Origin of the sequence: Haloactinomyces albus (assembly GCF_031458135.1) — a bacterium.
GTDB lineage: Bacteria > Actinomycetota > Actinomycetes > Mycobacteriales > Pseudonocardiaceae > Haloactinomyces > Haloactinomyces albus.
Map to the genome: position 1 here is coordinate 50967 of NZ_JAVDXW010000002.1, position 21366 is coordinate 72332.

At 69.2% G+C, this 21366-nt stretch carries 20 protein-coding genes and 5 pseudogenes; 12 read left to right on the forward strand and 13 right to left on the reverse strand.

Going from position 1 to position 21366, the window contains the following annotated elements:
- The first annotated feature begins 59 nt into the window (after positions 1-59).
- Positions 60-200: a hypothetical protein gene (locus tag JOF55_RS23075; protein ID WP_310278620.1), complete on the forward strand. Its 141-nt coding sequence runs from the start codon at positions 60-62 to the stop codon at positions 198-200.
- Positions 201-543: 343 nt separating this feature from the next.
- Here the strand turns inward: JOF55_RS23075 and JOF55_RS23080 are convergent, their stop codons facing one another.
- On the reverse strand, positions 544-3885 hold the full coding sequence (locus tag JOF55_RS23080; protein WP_310278623.1) for a Tn3 family transposase: 3342 nt from the start codon (positions 3883-3885) through the stop codon (positions 544-546).
- 76 nt (positions 3886-3961) lie between these two features.
- Between JOF55_RS23080 and JOF55_RS23085 the strand changes: the two genes are divergently transcribed.
- Complete coding sequence (locus tag JOF55_RS23085) at positions 3962-4180, forward strand: hypothetical protein (protein WP_310278626.1); 219 nt, start codon at positions 3962-3964, stop codon at positions 4178-4180.
- On the opposite strand, the pseudogene JOF55_RS23090 reads toward JOF55_RS23085, so the two are convergent.
- A pseudogene (locus JOF55_RS23090) lies at positions 4177-4483 on the reverse strand (transposase); the annotation flags it as partial. The gene JOF55_RS23085 and the pseudogene JOF55_RS23090 overlap by 4 nt on opposite strands.
- On the opposite strand from JOF55_RS23090, the gene JOF55_RS23095 reads away from it, so the two are divergent.
- Entirely contained in the window at positions 4469-4735 is a 267-nt protein-coding gene (locus JOF55_RS23095; RefSeq protein ID WP_310279102.1) for a hypothetical protein, read from the forward strand. The pseudogene JOF55_RS23090 and the gene JOF55_RS23095 overlap by 15 nt on opposite strands.
- A 220-nt stretch (positions 4736-4955) precedes the next feature.
- Here the strand turns inward: JOF55_RS23095 and JOF55_RS23100 are convergent, their stop codons facing one another.
- From JOF55_RS23100 to JOF55_RS23140, 8 genes and pseudogenes are all read right to left on the reverse strand, one after another.
- Positions 4956-5372: a nuclear transport factor 2 family protein gene (locus tag JOF55_RS23100; RefSeq protein ID WP_310278630.1), complete on the reverse strand. Its 417-nt coding sequence runs from the start codon at positions 5370-5372 to the stop codon at positions 4956-4958.
- Positions 5373-5421: 49 nt separating this feature from the next.
- Positions 5422-5664: an NAD(P)-binding domain-containing protein gene (locus JOF55_RS23105; RefSeq protein ID WP_310278634.1), complete on the reverse strand. Its 243-nt coding sequence runs from the start codon at positions 5662-5664 to the stop codon at positions 5422-5424.
- 97 nt (positions 5665-5761) lie between these two features.
- On the reverse strand, positions 5762-6514 hold the full coding sequence (locus JOF55_RS23110) for an SDR family NAD(P)-dependent oxidoreductase (RefSeq protein ID WP_310278637.1): 753 nt from the start codon (positions 6512-6514) through the stop codon (positions 5762-5764).
- Positions 6515-6613: 99 nt separating this feature from the next.
- Positions 6614-7039, reverse strand: a complete 426-nt coding sequence (locus JOF55_RS23115) for an Rrf2 family transcriptional regulator (RefSeq protein WP_310278640.1) — start codon at positions 7037-7039, stop codon at positions 6614-6616.
- 206 nt (positions 7040-7245) lie between these two features.
- A pseudogene (locus JOF55_RS24710) lies at positions 7246-7883 on the reverse strand (IS701 family transposase); the annotation flags it as partial.
- A gap of 287 nt (positions 7884-8170) precedes the next feature.
- Positions 8171-8509, reverse strand: coding sequence for a hypothetical protein (locus JOF55_RS23130; RefSeq protein ID WP_310278643.1), 339 nt, complete (start codon positions 8507-8509; stop codon positions 8171-8173).
- Positions 8490-8654, reverse strand: coding sequence for a hypothetical protein (locus JOF55_RS23135; protein ID WP_310278646.1), 165 nt, complete (start codon positions 8652-8654; stop codon positions 8490-8492). The genes JOF55_RS23130 and JOF55_RS23135 overlap by 20 nt, the downstream gene beginning before the upstream one ends.
- A gap of 460 nt (positions 8655-9114) precedes the next feature.
- Positions 9115-9789 carry a hypothetical protein gene (locus JOF55_RS23140; RefSeq protein WP_310278649.1) on the reverse strand — a complete coding sequence of 225 codons (675 nt, stop codon included), beginning with the start codon at positions 9787-9789 and terminating at the stop codon, positions 9115-9117.
- Positions 9790-9992: 203 nt separating this feature from the next.
- On the opposite strand from JOF55_RS23140, the gene JOF55_RS23145 reads away from it, so the two are divergent.
- Positions 9993-10214, forward strand: a complete 222-nt coding sequence (locus tag JOF55_RS23145) for a hypothetical protein (RefSeq protein WP_310278652.1) — start codon at positions 9993-9995, stop codon at positions 10212-10214.
- 183 nt (positions 10215-10397) lie between these two features.
- On the opposite strand, the gene JOF55_RS23150 is transcribed toward JOF55_RS23145, so the two are convergent.
- Entirely contained in the window at positions 10398-11459 is a 1062-nt protein-coding gene (locus JOF55_RS23150) for a hypothetical protein (RefSeq protein WP_310278655.1), read from the reverse strand.
- A 139-nt stretch (positions 11460-11598) separates the two neighbouring features.
- On the opposite strand from JOF55_RS23150, the gene JOF55_RS23155 reads away from it, so the two are divergent.
- The 3 genes from JOF55_RS23155 (at position 11599) to JOF55_RS23165 (ending at position 15570) form a co-directional block, all read left to right on the forward strand.
- Positions 11599-12855: a tyrosine-type recombinase/integrase gene (locus JOF55_RS23155; protein WP_310278658.1), complete on the forward strand. Its 1257-nt coding sequence runs from the start codon at positions 11599-11601 to the stop codon at positions 12853-12855.
- A gap of 244 nt (positions 12856-13099) precedes the next feature.
- Positions 13100-14692 carry a TnsB C-terminal domain-containing protein gene (locus JOF55_RS23160; RefSeq protein WP_310278661.1) on the forward strand — a complete coding sequence of 531 codons (1593 nt, stop codon included), beginning with the start codon at positions 13100-13102 and terminating at the stop codon, positions 14690-14692.
- A gap of 98 nt (positions 14693-14790) precedes the next feature.
- The gene (locus JOF55_RS23165) at positions 14791-15570 is read left to right on the forward strand and encodes an AAA family ATPase (RefSeq protein ID WP_310278663.1); all 780 of its coding nucleotides are present in this window, start codon (positions 14791-14793) and stop codon (positions 15568-15570) included.
- 57 nt (positions 15571-15627) lie between these two features.
- On the opposite strand, the gene JOF55_RS23170 is transcribed toward JOF55_RS23165, so the two are convergent.
- Positions 15628-15816, reverse strand: coding sequence for a hypothetical protein (locus JOF55_RS23170; RefSeq protein ID WP_310278666.1), 189 nt, complete (start codon positions 15814-15816; stop codon positions 15628-15630).
- Positions 15817-16007: 191 nt separating this feature from the next.
- On the opposite strand from JOF55_RS23170, the gene JOF55_RS23175 reads away from it, so the two are divergent.
- From JOF55_RS23175 to JOF55_RS23195, 5 genes and pseudogenes are all read left to right on the forward strand, one after another.
- Positions 16008-16643 carry a hypothetical protein gene (locus tag JOF55_RS23175; RefSeq protein WP_310278669.1) on the forward strand — a complete coding sequence of 212 codons (636 nt, stop codon included), beginning with the start codon at positions 16008-16010 and terminating at the stop codon, positions 16641-16643.
- A gap of 53 nt (positions 16644-16696) precedes the next feature.
- A pseudogene (locus JOF55_RS23180) lies at positions 16697-17930 on the forward strand (IS30 family transposase); the annotation flags it as partial.
- Between the two features lie 248 nt (positions 17931-18178).
- Complete coding sequence (locus tag JOF55_RS23185) at positions 18179-19345, forward strand: IS110 family RNA-guided transposase (RefSeq protein WP_374727607.1); 1167 nt, start codon at positions 18179-18181, stop codon at positions 19343-19345.
- Between the two features lie 11 nt (positions 19346-19356).
- Positions 19357-19500: pseudogene (locus JOF55_RS24715) on the forward strand (IS30 family transposase); the annotation flags it as partial.
- A 33-nt stretch (positions 19501-19533) separates the two neighbouring features.
- A pseudogene (locus JOF55_RS23195) lies at positions 19534-20181 on the forward strand (enolase C-terminal domain-like protein); the annotation flags it as partial.
- Between the two features lie 508 nt (positions 20182-20689).
- On the opposite strand, the gene JOF55_RS23200 reads toward JOF55_RS23195, so the two are convergent.
- The gene (locus JOF55_RS23200) at positions 20690-21271 is read right to left on the reverse strand and encodes a helix-turn-helix domain-containing protein (protein WP_310278674.1); all 582 of its coding nucleotides are present in this window, start codon (positions 21269-21271) and stop codon (positions 20690-20692) included.
- Positions 21272-21366: the final 95 nt, after the last annotated feature.

Consider the following 21366-nt stretch of genomic DNA (forward strand, 5'->3'; position numbering starts at 1 on the left):
CCCCACAGGCCACACCGAGCCCGATAAGCATCAGCAGGCCGCGCCGGGGCGGGCGCACAATGATCGTGTCACTGCTTGTCGGGGGTCACGCGCACCTCGACCGGCACCGCCCCGGTGACATCGGTGTGGCCACCGCGCTCAGCAACCACCAGGCCTGGTTCAACGCCCTCGTCGCCGCCCCGAGTGCCCTCCCGCCGTGAAAACCCTCGGCGACCTCAACCTGGACCCACTCGCCGACACCCTCGACGACTGGATCACCCCAACCCCACCGGAACCCGCCTGGCCACCCCATGACCAGCGACAACGACCACTTTCCCACGGCGAGATAAAATCTATCGTCGCCGGTGTAGACATGCCACTGTGGGCCTGTTAGGGTTTCTGCCATCAGACGGAGACAGCCCACAGCGCCATCACCGACGAATCGGCGCCGCAGTGAGCAAGTGGAAGTGACAGTCCCTCGCGGGGGCGGGTCGCACGGTTCCCGCCCCCGCGGGCGTCGAGCACCAGGCACACCCGAGCAAGAAGGGGGTCGTCGTTCGCCCGTTACCCAGCGAGTGTCGCACCCACCTCCCCATGGCTCGGTGCGGTCCGCAGTGAACTGAGCAAGACCATCCCTCGCAGCCCCCGGTGCACCGCTGGTGCACCGGGGGCCTTTTCGAGGGCCAAGGAGCAGGCATGAACCCCGACCGGCCCGGTGCCAACGAGACGTTCGACGATCCCGACTACCACGCCTACACCATCAGGACCGTCAGGCGGCGGGGCCGCCGGGGAACAGGGCGCGGGGTTCCAGGTCCAGTCGGGTGACCGGAACCGCGTCGGGTGGGTCGAGATCGAGCACCAGGTCGCCGAGGCGGCGGAGGGTGTAGGTGATGTAGGGGTGATGGTGGCCAGGTCGTCGTGGTCGACCGGGTGTCCCTCGGCGGCCAGGGCGTTGGTGACGTCGGTGATGTCCAGCGCGGTGGAGTAGATCGCGCAGTTGGCCATGAGCTCGTTGAACTTGACTACCAGTTCCTGATGGTCGGGGTCGTTGTGGCCGATGAGCTTCCCGCCGACCATCAGCCACTCGGCGTAGCCGTGGAACGCCTCGGCCTTGTTGGTGATCGCGGTGATCTGCTCCCGCAGCTCTGGTTCCGACAGGAACCGGAGCAGCGTAATCGTCATGATCACCCGGCCCAGTTCCCGAAACGCCCGATAGAGCCGGTTCTTGCGAGAGTGGTTGCCGAGCCGGCGCAGCAGCGTCACCGAGGACACGCGGCTTTCGCGGATGGAGATCGCGGTGCGCAGCAGGTCGGTCCAGTGCCGCTCGATCAGGTCCCAGTCAATGGCGTTGTCGCCGAACAGCGCGTCGATGTGCTGGTAACGGGTGCGCGGATCGGGCCGGTAGAAGATCAGGTCGTGCCAGTTGCGGATGCGCGGCAGCAGCTCGAAGCCCAGCAGCGCGGCGAGTCCGAAGACAGGCAGCGACTGGCCCTGCGTGTCGGCGTGGATGGCCTCGGGCTGTATGTCGGAGTCGTTGTTGAGCAGCCCTTCGATGATGTAGATGGCTCCCCACACCCCGCAGGGGATGAAGTGGGAGAACAGGGCGATGTAGGAGTCGGCCACGTGCCGCATCGCGATCCCGCCGTAGCCGCCGTAGCGGATGTGGGACTCGGCGAGCAGGTTGTTTTCCCAGGTGTCTACCTGGGATCCGTCGACCGCGACCACCTGGCCGTCACCCCAGATCCCGGCCACGTCCAGCTTGGCGAACTCGTTGATCACGTCCATCGAGCCCCGATACACCTTGCTCGGGTCGGAGTGCTTGTTACCGGCGGTGTAGATCTCGTGGGCGGAGACTCTGCCGCGCATGTGCCGGGCGACCTCGGCCGGGCCGAGGTTGGTGCCGTAGGCGTAGGTCGTGGTCACGTAGCGGCCCAGGGTGTCGCGGACCTTCGGGTCCGACCCCGAGGTCGGCCCGAAATGACGGTGCCAGCCGGTCAGGTAAGCAGTGCGGGTGAGGATGTCCAACAAGCTGCGCTCCGGCAGCCGCTGGTGGATCGCTGCCTCCAACGCGACCGCCGAGGACCGCCGGTCGGCGCCCTTACGGCGCTTGAGCACCGGGCGGTCGCCGTCCAGCACCAGGTCGGTGTTCGCCGGGTAGCCGGCGTCGACGGCCGCGGCGGTGCGCGTCAGCTCATGCCGGTAGTGCGCCACCAGCTCGGTCGCCTCGGTGGGGATACCGGCCTGGGCGCAGAAGTCCGCGGCCAGCGGCGCGCACTCGTCCCAGCTCATGAGTTGGGCGTGCAGGTTGGCGTAGGAGTCCGAACCGGCCACCGCGATGTCACCGGACCGCAGTTCAGCGGCCAGATAGGAGAACACACAGATCTCCAGGTGCCGACGGGCCAGCATTCCCGGCCGCTGCCGGTCCCGCAGTACCTTCTCCCAGGCGTCGCTGGCGAAGGCATCCACGTTCACGGTGAGCGTAGTGGGCTGGCCATCGGTCCCGACCGTGATCGTCTCCGGTAGCCAGTCGCTGCGCCGATCCCGGTTGGCGCGGATGAACTCCACCGCGTCCAACACGCTGCGGTCCGCGCTGGTCGCCTCCAGCTCGATCGCGTCGACCAGCGTGAACAGCACCGGCCGGTGCGAGCGGTAGAACCGCTCCAGCAGCGGCAGGTAGTTGTTGCCGTGATACGCCGACACCGCCTCGGCGGCGGTGGCCAGCTCATCGATCCCGCCCGCGTCGGCCAGCGTCTTGAGCACCAGCCGACCCGCCCGCTCCTCCACACCACCCTGAACACCGCCGACGCCGGAACCAGCGTCAAGACCAGGCCCTTCGATGCCCGCTACCGACCCGGCCGCCAACTCAGGCGTCGACACCGAGGTGGCAGCGGGGGTGGTCGCTTCGCGGGCGGCGGCCAGCACCTCGCCGAACACACCGATCAGTCGCTCGGTCTCTGCTCGGTTGGCGGTCTGGATCTCCTCCAACCGCTCCCGGCCCTTCTTGTGCAAAGCGGCCATGCGCTTGCAGAACATGGTCACCACCTCGTCCCGCGCCGCGGTCCGGCACTCGTGCACGAGGCTGATCAGCAGCGTCAGCCGCTTGTCATCGTTGAGAACCTTGCACATGTCCGCGGCGTCGGTCACCCGCGCCTCGCCCGCGAAGTGCGCGATCTTGCCCGGCGGGATGCCTTCCAGCCACTGCTCGGTCGGCCCCAACCCGTCCAGCCAGGCCAGGTACGCCAGACGCTGCTTGAACTTGCCCAGCGTCGCGGCCTGCGCCGAATCTTTCAGCCGGTCGAACTCGCTGCGCCTGCTCGCCGGGTCAACCCACAGCAGCCGCTCCAGCCGTGTCCGCTGCATCCGGCCCGGCCGGTCCGCCACCGCAGTGAACATACCGCCGTTGACCTCGGCGCGGATCGAGGCGGCCATCGCGTCCAGCGTGGTGTAGCCGGGCAGCTCACAGCTCTGGCGCACCAGCTCGTCCAACGCCACGTTGATCAAATCCGCCGGGTTGTTCTTGGACTGCACGACCTTGCGGATCGCCGCATCGGCCACCGCCCGCACCGTGGCCGGCGTGTACTTCACGCCCAACCGTGTGCGCACGAAGTCCCGGTGCCGCCACAGCGTCCGGTCCGACTCATGCGCCGCCTCCACGGCCTCGTCCAGCTCTAGCTTGCCGCGCACATGGTCGACCACCGCGGGCGGCACGTCGGCCAGCTTCGAGAAGTACCCCAGCCGCTGATAGCACTTCAGCAGCACCACCAGCGCCAAGAAATGCTGCTCGGTCGCGGTCTTCGACCGAGCCCACTCGACCTCGTCCGCGGTGGGGGTGAACGCCTCCGCCAGCTCCCGCGCTGACACCACCCGCTTGAACCGCGGATACGCGGTCCGATCAATCGACGCCAACCCGACACCCCAGCAACGATCAAGACCGAGACGTAGGCACCCTAGCCACCCGCCACAATCACCTGCCGACCGGCCGTTGAGCAGTAGCTACCCATGGGCGCGGCAGGTTTCTGGCGTATTCCGGTCCCACCCCGACTTCACCGGATCCCGTGAACGCGGCGTCATCGCCAACAGCATCGGCGACGGCCACATCGCCACCGCCCCGCGCAAGGACTTCGCCGAGGCCGCCACCGTCGACCTCACCACGCCCGGCCACGAAGGCAAGGTCTACGAACTCTCCGGAGACACCACCTAGTGTTGTGAGTCGTTGATTCGTTGGCAGTATGTGGCGAGGGTGTCGAGGATCTCGTCGGCGGTCTTGGTCCAGATGAAGGGTTTGGGGTCGGCGTTCCAGGCTTCGATCCAGGCGGTGACGTCGGCTTCGAGTTCGTCGACACTACGGTGGGCCGAGCGGCGGAATTTGCCGCGTGGTGAGTTCGGCGAACCAGCGTTCCACCAAATTGAGCCAGGAGGCACTGGTCGGGGTGAAGTGCACGTGGAACCGCGGGTGGGCCAGGAGCCATTTCTTGATGGCCGGTGTTTCGTGAGTGCCGTAGTTGTGGTGGCCCACCGCCGTGTGAAGAACAATCGGTTGGCCACCGTCGGCTACAGCTGGGCATTCATGGCCATGACCAACTCACCACACGCCAAGGTCCACTACCGACGACGCAAAGACTCTGGTGATCGCCACGCCGCCCTGCGACATCTGTTCAACAAGATGCTCGGCCAGCCCTTCCACTGCCTGCACAGCGAGGAGCTCTACAACCCGATCAGGGCATTCGGCGACACACCACCAGCTACCTCCACTTGACGTTACGGACCATCGAAGGTCTTCGGGAGTTTCGGGCCTAAGTTGTGCGCGCTGGAGCAGGAGGATATGGGACGCACCGGTGACGACCGAAAGCGAGGAAGATCCTCCGGGGTCGCGGCCGGCGGCCAGGACCAGGTCGGCGGGCCCAGCCGAGCGGCGAGATTGTACGTACACGCCCGGCCGGGCTGCCCCGGGCCACGGTGCTCTGAGCACTCGCCGCTCAGCCGGCGTTGAACGCCTCGTCGACGGTCAGCGTGTCCTCGTACAGGTGCATGCGGACGATCCGGTTGTCCTCGACCACCAGGTGCATGGCCGCCGGTGTGGTGAACTCCTTACCGCTGGCCGCGACGGTGTGCGTGAAGTCCGCCAGCAGCATCACGTCACCACCGTCGACGATGACGCGCTCCAGCACGACCTTGCTCCTGCCGTGCGCGAAGTGCGGCCACATCGTGGTGAAGTACGGCGCGACCTCCTCCCGGCGGGTACGACGCCCGGTCCAGGGCAGCGCGTCACTGCCGGGGACGTGCCAGTCGATCTCCTCGGAGAACAGTTCCTGGATGCCGTCGGGGTCCTGCCTGCCGAGGCGCTCCACGAACTTCTCGGCCACGGTCCGCGAGGTCTGAGTATCTGTTGCCATCGTCCTTGTCCTTTGTCTTTTTGTTCGCATGAGGTGTGTCGGTCGGGCCTCAGCCCTGGAACAGAAAGTGCTTGCCGCTCAGCGGCCCGCCGAGCCGCATGAGCGCCCCGCCTTCGCACAGCGCGCCAGGTCGACCGGCTGCGAACCCGAATTCGGTCAGCAGCCGTGTGAAGGGGTCCTTGGCGCTCTCGTCGTCACCGGCGAGGAAGACGACCAGGTTGTCCTCCTGGTGCCGGGGATCGGGCTGGCCGCATCGCCCGCCCGGTAGTGGACCACGTTCTTGACGACTCACTCCTGGTTGTGTCGGAGCCGTTGCCCTGACGACGGTCGCAAGTACGCGGCTCAATACCCTGGAGCGTCGAATGCGTCCCGCGTCGCCGATTTGGCGCCTAGAGCTGTGTGGCACCGCCGTCGACGAGCAGTTCCGCGCCGGTGGTGAAAGTGCTTTGGTCACCGGCCAGGTAGAGGGCGGTGGCGGCGACCTCGTCGGGATGGCCGATCCGGCCGAGCGGGGTCAGCGGGGTGGGCTCGGCCGCGGTGGGCCGATCGCCGTGCGGGAAAGCGGCGCGGAGCTCGTCCCCGCCCGGGGTCTCGACATCGCCGGGGGTGAGGGTGTTGACGCGGATCCCGCGGCCGGCCAACTCGGCGGCCCAGGTACGGGCGAGGCTGCGGATCGAGGCCTTGGTGGCGGCGTAGACGCCCAGGCCCGGGGCGGCCCGCAGGGCCGCGCTGGAGGAGAGCAGCATCACCGAGGCGCCGGCCGTCAGCAGCGGCAGCGCCTTCTGGACGGTGAAGACCGTGCCCTTGAGATTGATCGAGGCAGTGCGGTCGTACTCCTCCTCGGTGATCGCGCCGAGCGGGCCGTAGTCCCCGACTCCGGCGTTGGCCACCACGATGTCCAGGCGGCCGCTGCGGTTCGCGATCTCGGCGAAGAGCCGGTCGAGGTCGCCGAGGTCCGAGGCATCGCCCTGGATGGCGATACCTCGGGCGCCGACCTGCGCGACGGCGGCGTCCAGCTCGGCCTTGCGGCGGCCGGTGAGGTAGACGGTCGCGCCCTCGGCGGCGAAACGGCGGGCGATCGCCAGGCCGATGCCGCTGGAAGCACCGGTGACGAGGGCGGTCTTGTCGTCCAACGGTCCCATGGGATTCTCCTATTCCCTTTTCTTAAAGTAACCATTTTTGTTACATATATGGGTGCGGGCTGTGATCTCCCTCGATCAGGGAAAGTCAACAGTCCGAGGTCAGGCGGCTTTCAAGACGTCCCGCAGCACGTCCTCCAGCGTGGTCTTGGCCAGCTCCCTGCGCAGGGCGGCCTCCACCTCGTCGTACACGGCGGTCATCGCGGGCCCGATGCCGTGGCCCACGACGCACTCGGGGTCCGGTGTCGCGCGGTGCAGGGCGAAGACCGGTCCCGACTCGATCGCCTGGTAGACGTCGAGCAGGGTGATCGCCGCCAGGTCCCGCACGAGCATCCAGCCCGCCCCCCGCTGCGAATCGACCAGGCCGGCCTTGCGCAGCTCGGCCAGCAGGCGGCGGATCACCACCGGGTTGGTGTTGACGCTCGTCGCGATCTGCTCGGAGGTGGCGACCTCGTGGCCGCGCCGCTGGTACAGCCCGATCCATGTCAGGGCGTGCGCCGCGATGGTCAGTCTGCTGTTGGCGCTCACGTCGGACTCCACCTCCCTCACCCCTCGGCTCTATTCGTAACATTAGTTGTTACAACGACATACGGCAAGTCCTGCGGGGCAGCCCCGGCGGACCGGGCGCGTGCCCGGTCATGGGGGCTTGGAGCTCGTGGGGTGGGGGGCTGTGTCGACCAGGCGTGTCACCAGCGTTGTAGCGCGATCGCGGGGGTCAGCCAGCTGCGTACGGCGCGGAAATCGTCCAGATCACCGTAGGTGCTCCTCGGCCACGGCCGCCCGGAATCCCACCCCGGCCCGGCTGGCCCGGCTGACCAGCTCCGCAGCGATGCGTGGTTTCGTCCGAAAGTGGGCATCATTCTTGCCACCGACAAGCCGACGCGCCGGGGTGTAGGGCACCGGCGTGCAACGGATAGGACATGCGCCGATCGGCCCACAACGTGGTCACGGTGACCACCCCGTTATCGGTCTTGCCCACCCGACCCAGCCACTGACGTCCGACACGCGCCGTTGCCGTGCCCTCCTTGCGATCGCCGCTGTCATCGACGACCAACACCCCACCCGCATGCGGTGCGGTGGCCTCCCCGGCCAGCAGCAGCTCCAACCGCCGGGCGTTGACCGCCCCGGGATCCCACACCGACTCACTCAGAAAGAACCGCAGCCGCTACACACCCGCCTGAACGGCCCCCACCACCGGCCCGGCCCCAGCCAGGCAGGTCATGGTCTTGTTGCGATCTCGCGGAGCCAACAACCCGGCCAGATACTCGCGAAACCCACGCCGCTGGGCCAACGCCGAAAACACATCATCGAACCGCGCCGCATACGCCTCCAACGGCCCCGGCGCCACCGGACACGCCACCCTCTTGGTCATCCCGGCCCCCTCCACCCAGAAACCCGAACACCAAGGGCCTACCCAGCAACAACCTTGATTCAACAAACTACCGATACCCGGCAAGGGTTCTGATTGAGGCTTTCTGATCAGATTGTTGGTTGTGGTGGGCCAGGCCGACGTGGGTCAGAGGTCTGGAAGAAGAACCGGGGCAGATTGCCCGTCAACGCAGGCCACGACGCCGGTGCAGCTCAGCGGCAGCCTGGCCGCTGCTCGCCAGCTGGGAGCATCCGCCCCCCGCTGCTGCTGGGCAGTCCCGAACGAGGTGTTTACGCTCCGGGGCGTTCGTCGAGCAGGTCGCGGAGGTGTTCGGTGGTGGCGCGGAGGTCACGTTCCCAGCGGTCCGTGTCGGAATCGCGGTCACCGGCCTCGGCCCGGTCCAGTTGTTCGATCATCCAGGTGCGAGCGAGCACGCTGGGTTCGACGCCGCGGGCCTCAGCTACGCGACGCAGTTGCACGATGCGTTCGGTCGGTAGGCGCAGCCCGTAGACGGACTGCCCACCACTCGGGCGGCGCCGCCGGTAGCCCAGATCGGCATCCCGGGTGGCTTCGGCCTGTTCGGCTTCGGCGGCGAGCTTGTCTGCCAGGTCAGGATCCGGACTCGTCATGGTGGCACTCCTCCTCGTGGCTGGTGGCGTAGGCGCGCCGTTGCCGGCGATGGGCCGACCAGGCTGTGGCCACGTGCCAGAGCCCGCCCGGCGGGTGCTGGTCGGGGATGAGCACCACGATCAGCACCCGTGCCGCGGTGGGCAAGTAGCCGACCGCCCGGATGCCTCACCGGTTGCCGAGTTCGGGTCACGGGCGACCAGCCCCTGCGGGTCCTCAAGCTGCCTCGATCGCGGCAATCGGATCAACGTCCAGAGCTCCCGGATAACGCTGAGAGCGTTGGAGATGAGCCGGATCGGGCACGTCGATCTCAGTCGATGGGCAGCTCGGCGACCGGGATGCCGTCGTAGTACTCATCCGCGTTCACCACGACAATCGCATAACGACGTTTAACGCCTGTCGAGGAGCACAGCTGTCCAGGAAACTCGTTGTCAGTAGCTTCCCCCGTAGCGAGTACGGATGTGTTCAGCTGCCCTCTCCTCCCGCCCCACCCGCTGCCTCCACAGCAGGGCCGCACTCTGAAGCACCCGACCTCGCGGACTCCGTCAGGATCCGTAGCCGCCTGGACTGCAGGCTTCCAGGCATGGGCAAGATCTCGGTGCCGACGCTATGCTGTGCCGTCGTCCTCGGCCAGCAGCTGCTCGATGCGGGTAGCCAACTGTTGGCCGTGCCCGTCGGGCTCTGTCAGCGCGATGGTGAGGGTGCGGCGCCAGTGGGCCAGCTGGGTGGCCGCGTGATGGTGAGCAGTTTCGGCATCAGTGGCACGCTGGTCAAGGCTGGTGACTTGCTGGGTGAGGCTGCCGAGTTGGTGGCGGAGTTCGCCGAGCTGGGTGGTGTGGTCGCGCTGAGCCTGGGTCAGCTCGGCCCGGGCGGCGGCGGCCTCGTGCTCGGCGGTCTCGCGGATGCGGGTGATTTCGGCGTGGGCCTCGTCGCGGATCTGGTCCCGGGCTTGGGCGTGCTCGTCACGTTGCCGTTCCAGCCGCCTCTGGAGGTCGTCGATGGTCTCTTGGGCCTGGTGGGCGGCGGCTGCCGCGCGGTCGCGCTCGTCGGCGAGATCGGCGCGGAGCCCGGTGAGCTGGTCGGTCAGCGCGTCCCGTTCGGCGGCCAGCCCGGCGAGGCGGTTCTCGGCACTGGCCGCGCGGTCGCCGGCCTCGCCGGCGCGGCGCTCGGCCCGCTCCTCGCGATCGCGGGCGTCCTCGAGCCGGGCCTCGGCCCGCTGTTGGGCCGTGCGCGCGGTGTCCCGGTCTGCCAGTGCCGTGTCGCGTGTCGGCGTCGGCCGCATCGACCCGGCGTCCGGCCGCCTCGGCCGCGGCATCAGCCTCGGCGGTTGCCTGCTCGGCCGCGACAGCGCGTTGCTCGGCGGCCTCGGCGCGGCCGTCGGCGTCGCGGGCCTGCTGCTGGGCCGTCTCCCGAGCCTGCAGTGCTTCGGCCACCGCCCCGTCGAGGTCGGCGCGGACAGCCGTCAGGGCGGTATGGAGCTGGTCGATGGGGGAGAGGGCGGCCTCGACGTGCTCACCGAGCTCGGCCAGGGCGGTGTCGGCCAGGGCCTGCTCGTCCCCGCCGGGCAGCGAGCGGACGTTGTCCAGGTCCTGGTCCGCCTGTTTGCAGGTCAAGCTCTTCGAGCCCCAGGTGGTGCCGTCCTGGCAGTACTGCGCCCGGTTGCCGCGCCCGGAGGCCACGGGCAGCGCCGCCCGGCAGCCGGCATAGCCGCACACCCGCCCGCCGGATGCGTCACGGGTTTCGTCAGGCCTCTTCGCCGGCTGGGGTGGCTGACCCCGGAACTTCGCCAGTCCCTGTCGAGTCCCCGGAGTCGTCCGGCTCGTCGGCCGGGCACCTGCTGTGAATTGCAGGTGGAATGTCGTGGTGGTGCCGGTGCAATGACGCGGCCGGTCATGCGGTGGTTGGTGGTCCGGTGTCGGTGTCCTCGGGGGTGGGGGGTTGCTCGGGGGTGTGGTGGAGCAGGGCGGTCAGGAGGCGGTGGCGCAGCTGGTCGTCGGTCTGGTCGGCCTCGAGCAGGAGGGTGTGCAGGTTCTGCAGTCGGGTGTGGGCTGCGGCGAGTTCGGTGGCGGTGGTCTCGGCGCGGGCGTGGGCGGCGGCGGCCTCGGCTGCGGCGGCCTGGGTCTGCTGGCGGGTCTGGGTCAGCTGGGTCTCGGCGGTCTGGGCTCGGGTTTCGGCGTCGGCGGCGGTGTTTTGGGCGGCCTCGCGGGCGGTGCGTAGGTCGGCGGTGGCGGTGGCGTGGGCGTGGCGTTCGGATTCCAGGGTGGCCTGGAGGGTGTCGCGTTCGGCGGTGCGGGTGGCGAGGTGTTCGCGGGCGTCGGCAAGTGCGGTGGCCGCGGCCTGAGCGCGGGTCTCGGCGGCGTCGGCGCGCTGGGACTCGGCGGCGGCGGTGGCGTGGGCGGCGGCGGCGTCGGTCTCGGCCTGGTGGCGCGCGTCGGTGGCGGTGGTTTCGCCCGCCCGGGCCTGTTCGGCCTCGGCTCGGGCGTGGTCGGCCTCGCGGTGGGCGGCGGCGGCCTGCGCGTCGGCGGCGGCCTGGGCGGTTTCGGCGTTCTGGCGGGCGGCCTCGGCGGCCTGGGCATTCGCGCGGGCTTTGGCGGCCTCGGCCTGGGCGGTGGTGGTGGTCGCGGCGGCGGTGGTCAGTTCCTCGGTGACCTGGCCGCGGACCTGTTCCAGGGCGGTGTGCAGCGTGGCCAGCGGGGTGGCCACGGTCTCGACGGCCTGGGTGAAGTCGCTGGCCGCCTCGGCGAGGCTGGCTCCGGGGGCGTCGCCGAAGGCCTCCTGCAGGGCGGTTTGGGCGGTGGCGAGTTGTTTGCAGGTTTTGCCGCCGGGCCAGGTGCGCTCGGGGCAGTACTCGGGTGGGCGGCCGCCGCGGGGCCCGGAGGGCGGCAGCGGGGCGCGGCAGGCGGCCAGTTTGCACCGGGCCGGTGCGGCGGAGTCGTCCGGGGCGGGATCCATGATCCACAGCCTAGTTTTGTGTTTTCTATCTAGCAACTCAAGTTAAGGTTTTCAATACTGGAACAGACCTCTACAACGAAAGCCCGTTTTTGTTGCTAACCTCCCGGGAAGTTCCACAGACCGCGACGAGAGGGTGGACATGGCCGACAACGGCGCACTGACCCGGCCCGCCCCGGGCTCCCCGCAGACTGGGGCCCCCCACGACCCGTGGCCCGGTGCCGGTGACCCGGTGCGGCTGCTGGCCGGCATCGCCGACTGGCTGGCCGGCTACGGCAACCCCGCCACCCGCCGCACCTACGCCACCGGGCTGGGCCTGCCGGCCACCAGCAGCGAGTTGCGTGCCTGGACCGCCACCGAGACCGGCCCCGCCGGGTGGGCCGCGGCCGTGAGCGCCTACGCCGCCGTCCTCGGCTGCGACCTGCACACCCCGCCCGGGCCGGCGAGCACGCGGCGCCCACCACCGGCGCCCCGCGGCCGATTCCGTGAACTACACTGGCTGCGCTGGTGTGCCGCCCACCGGCTCGACCCCCTGGCCGCCCACACCACCCACGTCAAAGCCTGGCTCGACGAGCTGACCACCGCCGGCGCGGCCCGAGCCACCCGCAGCCGCCTGCTCGCCACCGTCACGGCCTGCTACGCCCACCTCGCCGACACCGGCCTGAGCCCCGGCAACCCCGCCGCGCTGAACCGCCGCCGCCTCGGACTCACCAGCACCGGCCAGCCCGACAGCGGCCACGCCCTCGCACTGACCCCCAGCCAGGTCCGCGCACTGCAAACCGCCGCAGCCACCCCCCGCCGTGGGGCCTCCCCTCTCGACACCGCCCGGGCCACCGCCCTCGTCGCCCTGCTGACCCTGGGCCTCCGCGCCAGCGAACTCTGCCACCTGAACCGTGCCGACCTGCACACCACCCGCGGCCGCCGCGCCCTGCGCGTGCCCGGCAAGGGCAACAAACCCCGCATCGTCTACCTCCCCGACCACGCCGAGAACGCCCTGACCACCTACCTCCGCACCCGCGACACCACCACCACCGCAGCCACCCCCGCCCCCCGCGGCCACACCACCCCCACCACCAGCCCCCTGATCACCACCCGCAGCGGCCGGGCCTACACCCGCCACGGGCTCTGGCAACTCCTGCGCCGGCTGGCCACCACCACCCCCGAACTCGCCGAACTGGCCGAGACCCTGCACCCCCACGCGCTACGCCACTTCTACGTCACCACCGCCGTCGAAGCCGGCGCCGACCTCGCCCACATCCAAGCCGACCTCGGCCACACCAGCCCCCACACCACCCAAGCCGTCTACAACCACACCGCCCGCCACCCCACCCGCAGCGCCACCGACCTCGTCGCCACCACCCTGCACCCCCACGACCCCGGGTCTCGGAAAGATCCGTGACAGATTCAACGTCAGTGAGCATCACAGCTGGTCATCGCCTCGGAGACGAGCACTTGGCCAGCCTCCGACGGTGACTGAGCCAGCCTGGTGAGGGTCCCACCGTCGTGAACGGTGGGGTCGCTGGATCGGGTGATGATCTCGGCCGGTGGGGAGTGTTGTGTTGACGGTGCTTCCGTGGTGGTGCTGGGCTCAGGCGCCGGTTGGGCCCGCGGGCGGTGTTCGTGACAACCGGGTGGAGGGTGTGATGGGCGTGGGCGGTGTGGTGGCGGTGGCGGGAGCGCGCGGTGGCCCCCGCGGGCCGCGCGTGCCTGCCGCTGAGCGGGCCCGGATCATCGAGCGGCTGGTGCGGTTGCAGCAGGCAGGGCAGTTGAGCTCAGAGCATGTGCGGACTGCGGCGCAGGCAGTCGGGGTGTCCGCACGGACGGTGCAGCGGTGGCTCCAGGCCGGCCCCCGGCCGGATACCGGGGTGTCGCCGCGGCGGTATGTGTTGTCAGCGTCAGATCGAGCCGCCTTCGAGGATTTTCGCGGCAACGTCAGTGCCGTGCATCGGGCCCGGCAGGCGGCCGTGGCCGGGCACACCACCGCGGCCGGTGTGCCGATCGCCGAGCATTTGCTGGCGGGCTGGCAGGGTGCGGCGCCGGTGGCGCTGCGCACGCTGTATGCGGCGTTTGAGCGGGAGATGACCTCCGCGGAACGGGCCTATTGGCGCAGCGGGCACGAGGCTCGGGCCGAGAGGAGAGTCTATGGGCAGCGTCATATCGCGCGGCGCAACGCGATCTGGCAGGTTGATCACACCGAATTGGACATCGTGGTCGTGCCGCCGCGCGGCAACGCGGTGCGGCCGTGGTTGACGACGTTCGTGGATCTGGCCACGCGGGTGGTGCTGGGGTGGGCGATCGCGCTGCGTCCGGATGCGGGCACGACCGTGGCCGCGTTGCGCTCGGCGCTGGTGTGTGAGGCCGAGGCCACCGCGGCTGGGGCCGGTGGGGTACCGGCGGTCATCGAGTGCGACCACGGGCGGGAGTTTCTCGGCCACGCGTTACAGCGCCCGGCGAGTTCGCTGGGCATCGTGGTCCGGCCCGTGCCGCCGCGCTCCGGGCGGGCCAAAGGAGTCATCGAGCGGTGGCACCGCACGATCGCGCAGATGCTGTTGTCGCAGTTGCCGGGTTTCACCGGCGGCCCGCGGGATCAGCGGGGGCGGCTGTATGGACCGGTGCGTGATGACGCCGCCTGGCGGGCCCTGGTGCCCGAGTCGGGCTCGGCGCGGCACCTGGCGGCGATGCCGATCACGACGTTCGCGGCGGTGTTTGCCGCCTGGGTGCGGTGGTTCAATACCGAGCACCGGCACAGCGCCCTGGCCGGGCGTAGCCCGGTGCAGGCATGGCGGGCCGATCCCAGCCCGATCACGGTCGTCGAGGCCGCCTGGCTGCGGGACATGCTGCTGACCCGCCGCGGTGCCGCGGTCACCAGCAAAGGGGTCCGGCACAACGGATTGCACTACCGAGCACCGCACCTGCAGGGGCGGGTGGGCGAGCGGGTCGATATTGGTTTCGCCCCCACGACGATCGGTTTCTCGAGATCTACGACGGGCGGGGCCAGCACCTGGGCACCGCCACACCGGTCGATGCTCAGAGCCCGGCCGAGGCCGAGCAGCACCGACGCGCCTGGAACACCGAGTCGCGCCGGTTGGCCGCCCGGCGCCGTCAGGCCAACGCCCGCGCTCGACGGCGCTTGGATCCGATCACACCCCAGGACACGAACGCGGAGGCTGTCGAGGCGGGAGAGACGCGGCTGGTGGCGGCCGGCACGCGCCGTCCCCACGACGGTGCGCCGGTGACGGGCTCGACGAGTCTGCTCGGCCTGCATGAGCCGGTCGCCCTGGACCCGGTCGGCGAGGACGGCACGAGAACGCACCGGGCGAGGCGGTGAGGATCCGTGCCCGAACATTTCGTGGCCGTGCCGCATGCGGCGGTGCTGGCGACCCCGACCTTTCAGCTGGTCGACCGCGACCTCGCCGACCTGATCGGCCATCAGGCCATGGGCGTGGTCCACGGCGAGGCCGGGCTGGGCAAGAGCTTCGCCGTCGACGCCGCGCTGGAAGGACTCCCAGGATACGCCCACGGGCAGGTATCCGCCCGGATGCGCGTGGTCAAGCTCGTCTTTCCGCATGCGCCGACCACGCTGCGCGTGGCTCAAGAACTCGCCGCGGCATTGCTCGAGATTCCCGTCGCGCGCAGCCGCAGCCGGTTCCAGCTGCAGGAGCAGGTCCTCGACGAACTGTCCGGACGCCCTTACCTGCTGGTCGTCGACGAGGCTCAACGCCTGACCCGACATGCCATGGAAGTGCTGCGCTACTTCTACGACAGCCCCGCCACACAACTGGTACTGCTGCTGGTCGGTGGCAACGGCTGCTGGGAGACCATCTCCCGGGAACCCATGCTGGCCTCGCGGATCTACCGACGCCGCCGATTCCGGCCCCTGCCCGGCCGGCGGGTACCGGCCCTCATGCGGACCTACCACCCGCTGTATGCCGAGGCCGACGAGCAACTGTTGGCCGAGGTCGATGCCACCTTCGCCCACGGCTACTGGCGCAACTGGGCCGCCTTCACCGCCACCGCCTATGATCTGGTGAGCGCGGTGGGACGCAGCACGCTCGACGCCGAGCTGGTCGCCAACATCTACACCAGCCTCGGCCACGACGACCCCGACCCCTGACCTGCCCTGGAGACGACGCGTGACCCGGGTCTATACCGCCGGCGCCAGCCCCGCCGATCACGGGCCCAGTGCCGTGGCCTGGTTCGTGCCCAACTCCAACGACGATCCTGCCGTACCCGCCACGCTGGCGACCACACCAGAACACGTGCTCGGCCCCACCCCCACACGCGTTCCCACCACCACCTCCACCAGCACGCCCCCGTGGCCGGCCGTGGACCCCGAGGCGCTGCCTCGCGCGGAGTTCACCACCTTCCGCGCCGCCTGCCGCCAACTTCCTCGTCCCGAAGTAGTCCTGGTCGACGACTACTACCGACACCGCTACACCCGCACCCGGGACCAGTTGGCCGAGCCCGCCCGCAGCCCGGCCGACAACGCGATCACGGCGGTGTTTCACGCCCTCACCGTCGGCGATCCCCCCGCGGGCGCGCCTGATCGCCTTGCGCGCTGTGCAGGCCGCCCTGTTCACCCACGCCGCCCTGCTGTTGACCTGGCATCAAAGCTCCGAGCTGCCCACCGCGCATCAACTGCCCGGCACCCTCACCTCCCACCGGCACCGCGACTGGCTCGAGGCCGTAGCCGAGCCGGTCTGGGCCGTGGCCAACCTGCTGTGGGATCACCTCGACCTCACCGCCGAGACCCTGCTGGCCCTACGCCGCGACCAACTCGTCATCGACGACGTCACCCACAGCCACCACGGCCCGATCACCGCCCCGGCTGTGATCCTGAACCAGCTGGTTCTGTCCCTGCCGGACTGGAGCCTGCCCCTACTGCGCACCTACCGCTGTCCCCGCGACCACGCCCGCACCACCCCGGCCAGCGACGCGCTCCTGTGCCTCGACAGCCAGCCGATCAGCCAGCAGACCCTCGTGGCCACCATGACCGGACGAGACCCGGTGGCGCTGAACACCTTCCACCCGCGGGAAACCACCCACCACCACCCCCGCATCCATCCCCTCAACAACCGACTGGCCCCATTCCCCAACACCTGGACCAGCCCACGCGGCCTGTACCTGCATCACAGGCCCCTGAACCACGAGCCCCTCACCCCACGCAACACACCCGCCCCGTCATGACCGAGGGCGGATTCAACTGATCGTCGCAACACCTCGATCACGGGGAGGATGTTGTGGCGCAGGGACGGGCACGAGAGGCGCTTCGGGCTGGTCGCCCACCGCTTCGGTCACCGGGGAGGCCCCCGGTGAATCGACGCTTGGAACAGCAACTGTTCTGGCGGCAGATCGCCGAGGGACTGTCCAGTGAGGACGCCGCCGTCGCGTGGTGTGTCGATGCCGGTGGGGACGCGGTGGTTCCGTGAAGGTGGCGGTATACCGCCGATCAGTCTGGATCCACCCTCGGGCCGCTACCTGTCCTTTGCCGAGCGCGAGGAGATCGCCGTGCTCAAGGCACAGAAGCGTGGGGTTCGCGAGATCGCCCGCCAGCTGGACTGGAACCCCTCGACGATCTCGCGGGAACTGCGGCGCAACGCCGCCACCCGGGGTGGCAGTTTGGGCTACCGAGCCTCGGTCGCGCAGTGGCATGCCGACCGGCAGGCGCGTCGGCCGAAAGCCGCCAAACTCGCCGCCAACGAGACACTCCAGCAGTACGCGCAACACAGACTCGCGGGCACGGTCACCGCCCCGGACGGCAGCGAGGTCCCGGGCCCGCAGGTGCACTGGATTGGACGGCGTCATGGCCTACGCAAGGACCGACGCTGGGCGAGTTCGTGGAGCCCGGAGCAGATCTCGCGTCGGCTCCCTGTCGACTTCCCCCATGATGAGTCGATGCGGATCTCACACGAAGCGATCTATCAGGCCCTCTACATCCAGGGGCGCGGTGCGCTGCGGCGGGAGCTGACGGCATGCCTGCGGACCGGACGCGCGCTCCGCGTACCGCGTGCCCGTGCTCAACAGCGCCGTGACGGGATGGTCACGCCCGAGGTCAAGATCAGCGAGCGTCCCGCCGAAGTCGAAGACCGGGCGGTGCCCGGGCATTGGGAGGGCGACCTGATCATCGGCGTGAACGGTTCCGCGATCGGCACCCTGGTCGAGCGGACCACTCGATTTACCATGCTGCTGCACCTGCCCCGCATGGCCAGCCACGGTCAGCAACCGCGGGTCCACAACGGGCCGGCCCTGGCCGGTCACGGCGCCGAAGCCGTCCGCGACGCGATCACCTCCACGATCACCGCCCTGCCCGAACAGTTGCGCCAGAGCTTGACCTGGGACCGCGGCAAGGAAATGGCCCAACACTCGCAACTGAGACTCGACACCGGCCTGCAAGTCTACTTCGCCGACCCGCACAGCCCCTGGCAACGCGGCACCAACGAAAACACCAACGACCTGCTGCGCCAATACTTTCCGACTTGAATGTGGGATAGCGGTGTCGTGATCGGGATGGCCGCCCGTAGCGTGCCGCAGGAGACCGGGCAGGCTGACTCGAATACTTCCTGCCGCCAGCGGGCTGGCTGTCTTTGGGTGTGTCGCCGGCCCGGTCTCCGTTCGCGGCTTGACTCAACAGAGGCATGACCACGAGGCCAGACCGGGCTCTCGAAGTCGGACTGTCGGCCGCGGATCCCCGTTCTGTCGCCGGAAGAAAGGCACTGCCTGCGATGATGCTGATCGGTGTCGACCCGCACAAATCCACTCACACCGCGACAGCCGTGGCCCCGGAGACGAATCGCGACCTCGGTTCGGTGCGGATTGAGGCGACCGTAGCCGAGTACGAACGGATGCTGCAGTGGGCCGCGCATTGGCCGCAACGGCAGTGGGCGATCGAAAACGCCGCGGGCATGGGACGACACCTGGCGACCTGGCTGCTCGCTCGGGGAGAACACGTCGTGGATGTGTCACCCCGCTCGACCGCCCGGGTGCGGCAACTCTCGCCGGGCGCGGGGCGCAAGAACGACCGTATCGATGCCGCGGCCGCAGCCGGTGTCGCGGCCTTGCAGGGCGAGGCGAGGCCGGTGCACCACGACGAGGTGACCGACGCGCTGGCCCTGCTCGACGAACGCCGCATCAACCTGTCCCAGGCTCGTGTGTGGGCTGCCAATCAGCTCCACGCACTGCTGCGGGCACTCCTTCCGGGAGGCGCACCCCGCGAACTGTCGGCAGCCAAGGCCGAACGACTGTTGGCCACGGTCAACCCGGTCGGTGTCGCAGAACGCACTCGTCATCAGCAGGCCAACGAGCTGATCGCCGAGCTCCGTACCTGCGATGCGAAGTTGAAAAACAACGCCCGCGAGATGGCCGAGCTTGTCGCCGACACCGGTAGCACCCTGGCGCACACGCCCGGCATCGGCGCCGTTACTGCCGCCCGTCTGCTCGCCCACACCGGTCGCGCCAGCCGATTCCGCACCGCCGCCGCCTTCGCGAACTACGCAGGCACTGCGCCGATAGAGATCGCGAGCGCCGACAAGACCCGGCACCGCTTGTCCCGCCGCGGCAACCGGCAACTGAACGCCGCGCTGCACACCGTCGCGCTCACCCAAATCCGCCAGCCCAGCAGTCGCGGCCACACCTACTACCAGGCCAAGATCGCCGAAGGCAAAACGCCCCGCGAAGCACGGCGTTGCCTGAAACGACGTCTGGCCGACCACGTTTGGCGCACCATGATCAACGACGAGAAGCGCCAAAGCCGAGCAGCGGGTCCGGGAGGACACTCGGGGGCGACTCGCATCTCCAGCGCGGCTGGCTCAACCCCGACGGCCAGCTCTTCGGATCAGTCACTTCCCAGACCCGCCAGCACCGAGCCTACAACACCGCAACCCACAACTTGACAAACACAGAGGCACCCAAGGGCACCGACCTCTCCCGATGGGGACGTGACGAGCTCGACGCGGTCGCCATCGCACTCAACAAACGGCCCCGCAAGACACTCGGCTGGAAAACACCCGCCGAAGCCTTCACTGACCAGCTACAATCATCTCAATAAAGCGGTGTTGCGACGACCCCTTGAACCCGGTCTGGCCACTCGATCAAAATCGGCGCGCTCGACAGCGAAGGCGGCCCCGCGCTCGATGCCGAGCGGATCAGCGCCTGCCTGGCCGAGCGTCGGCCGGGTGAGTTCTTCCTGGCCGACGCCAACGGGGGGCTCACACCCGAGGCCGCACTGCGAATGCTTAGCATGCTGCCCGAGGGGCTCGACATCGTGCTCGAGGCGCCGTGCCGAACGTGGCGGGAGACGATGTCCCTTCGCCGTCGCTGCCCCGTTCCGATCGTGCTCGACGAGCTCGTGCAGCACGAGGATGACCTCATCCAGATGATCAGTCAGGACGTAGCGGACGGGATCGGCTTGAAGGTCTCCAAAGCGGGCGGCCTGACCCGCGGTCGGCGGCATCGCGACATCGCAACCGCAGCCGGAGCTACCGTCAGCGTGCAGGACACGGTTGGCTCGACCATCACCTTCGCCGCGGTCGCCCACCTCGGTGCGACCGTGCCGGAGCGCTCTTTGCGGTGCGTTCTCGACAGCCGCGGGATGGTAAGTGTCGAGGCGGCAGACTTCGATGCGCCCATCATTGACGGCGGGGTCCTGGTCCCGGACCGATCCGGTCTGGGCCTGACGGTCCACCTGGACCGTCTCGGTGAGCCCGTCGAGATCTGGGATAACAGCTAGGGCGGGGTTTCGGGGGTGGGCGGGCCCATTTCCAGGGTGTGGCGCGTGCGTTGAGGGCGGCGGTGGCCTGCTGGGTGGCGTGGTCGATCTCGCTGGCATCGGCGAAGGTTTGGCCGGCGAGGGCTTGTCGGCGGAAGAGGCGCCACCAAGCTTCCTGGAGGTTGAGCCAGCACGCCCCGATGGGGATGAACGCGTGGATGATCGACGAGCCATTCCCTTGTGGACTTGCTGGTGTGGCTGGAGAGGTTGTCGGTGACCCCGGAGATGTCGCCGGCCGGGTTGGCCTGCTCAACCCGTTCCAGGAATCGTTGATAATTCACACTGTTACAGGAGGCAGCGGTCAGCGTCACTGCCTGGCCGTCGCGGATCTGCAGTCCACGGTAGACCCAGGTTTTTTCCGGCCCGCGGGAGTACTCCCAGGGCGCTTTGATCCGGTGCCCGTCGGCCGACCAGCCCGGCGCAGGACCGAAGGTGCGGGGCACGACGGGGCCGAGTTCGTCGGCGCAGATCACCGTGGCCCCGGCCGGCGGCTGCGTATAGAGCCCGACGATGCGGTCCCTTTTGGGGCGAACTCGGGATCGCTGCTCGTTGTCCAGGAGCGGGGCTTGCGCCAGCGCACTCCTTCAGTCAACAGGATCCGGCGGACCTGGCTGCGCCCGACGACAATGCCCTCGTCCTGGGCTGCTTCGGTTAACGCATCCAGGCTCCACTGCGACGGATCCGCCTCCTGCTCGGCGTCCAAGTCCCCGTCGGCCTGCCGGGTTAATCGGCCTGGCGGGGTCGCCTTCGCCAAGGCCACAATCCGGCTGCGCTCAGCCTCCGTGATCCGCAGCTTGCGCCCCGCACCCGGCCGATCAGCGAGCCCATCGACACCCTCGGCGTTGAACCGCACGATCCGCTCACGCACGGTTTGCGGGTGACAGCTCAACCGGGCAGCGATAGCGCCGGTGCGCAGGCCTTGCCAACTGGCCGTGATTATCTGTGCTCGCCGGATCCCATCAGCCGGGGCCTGCCGAGCTCCGGCCAGCTTGCGAATCTGCCGTTCCTCGGCACCATCCACGGGCGCACGCGCCGACAACAACTTCGGCATGCCAACCACCCCACGAGGGGTATCACCCCAGTTCATCAGGGACTTCAACCCCCAATCAGGAACACAGCACTAGACGCAATACCGCTGATTTAGGT

Bases quoted from the DNA above. Each gene is read 5' to 3' on its own strand.
- JOF55_RS23075 (WP_310278620.1), top strand. From the start codon at position 60: ATGATCGTGTCACTGCTTGTCGGGGGTCACGCGCACCTCGACCGGCAC.
- JOF55_RS23100 (WP_310278630.1), bottom strand. From the start codon at position 5,372: ATGGCAACAGATACTCAGACCTCGCGGACCGTGGCCGAGAAGTTCGTG.
- JOF55_RS23110 (WP_310278637.1), bottom strand. From the start codon at position 6,514: ATGGGACCGTTGGACGACAAGACCGCCCTCGTCACCGGTGCTTCCAGC.
- JOF55_RS23130 (WP_310278643.1), bottom strand. From the start codon at position 8,509: ATGACGAGTCCGGATCCTGACCTGGCAGACAAGCTCGCCGCCGAAGCC.
- JOF55_RS23140 (WP_310278649.1), bottom strand. From the start codon at position 9,789: ATGCGGCCGACGCCGACACGCGACACGGCACTGGCAGACCGGGACACC.
- JOF55_RS23145 (WP_310278652.1), top strand. From the start codon at position 9,993: ATGGGGGAGAGGGCGGCCTCGACGTGCTCACCGAGCTCGGCCAGGGCG.
- JOF55_RS23150 (WP_310278655.1), bottom strand. From the start codon at position 11,459: ATGGATCCCGCCCCGGACGACTCCGCCGCACCGGCCCGGTGCAAACTG.
- JOF55_RS23155 (WP_310278658.1), top strand. From the start codon at position 11,599: ATGGCCGACAACGGCGCACTGACCCGGCCCGCCCCGGGCTCCCCGCAG.
- JOF55_RS23160 (WP_310278661.1), top strand. From the start codon at position 13,100: ATGGGCGTGGGCGGTGTGGTGGCGGTGGCGGGAGCGCGCGGTGGCCCC.
- JOF55_RS23185 (WP_374727607.1), top strand. From the start codon at position 18,179: ATGATGCTGATCGGTGTCGACCCGCACAAATCCACTCACACCGCGACA.
- JOF55_RS23200 (WP_310278674.1), bottom strand. From the start codon at position 21,271: ATGCCGAAGTTGTTGTCGGCGCGTGCGCCCGTGGATGGTGCCGAGGAA.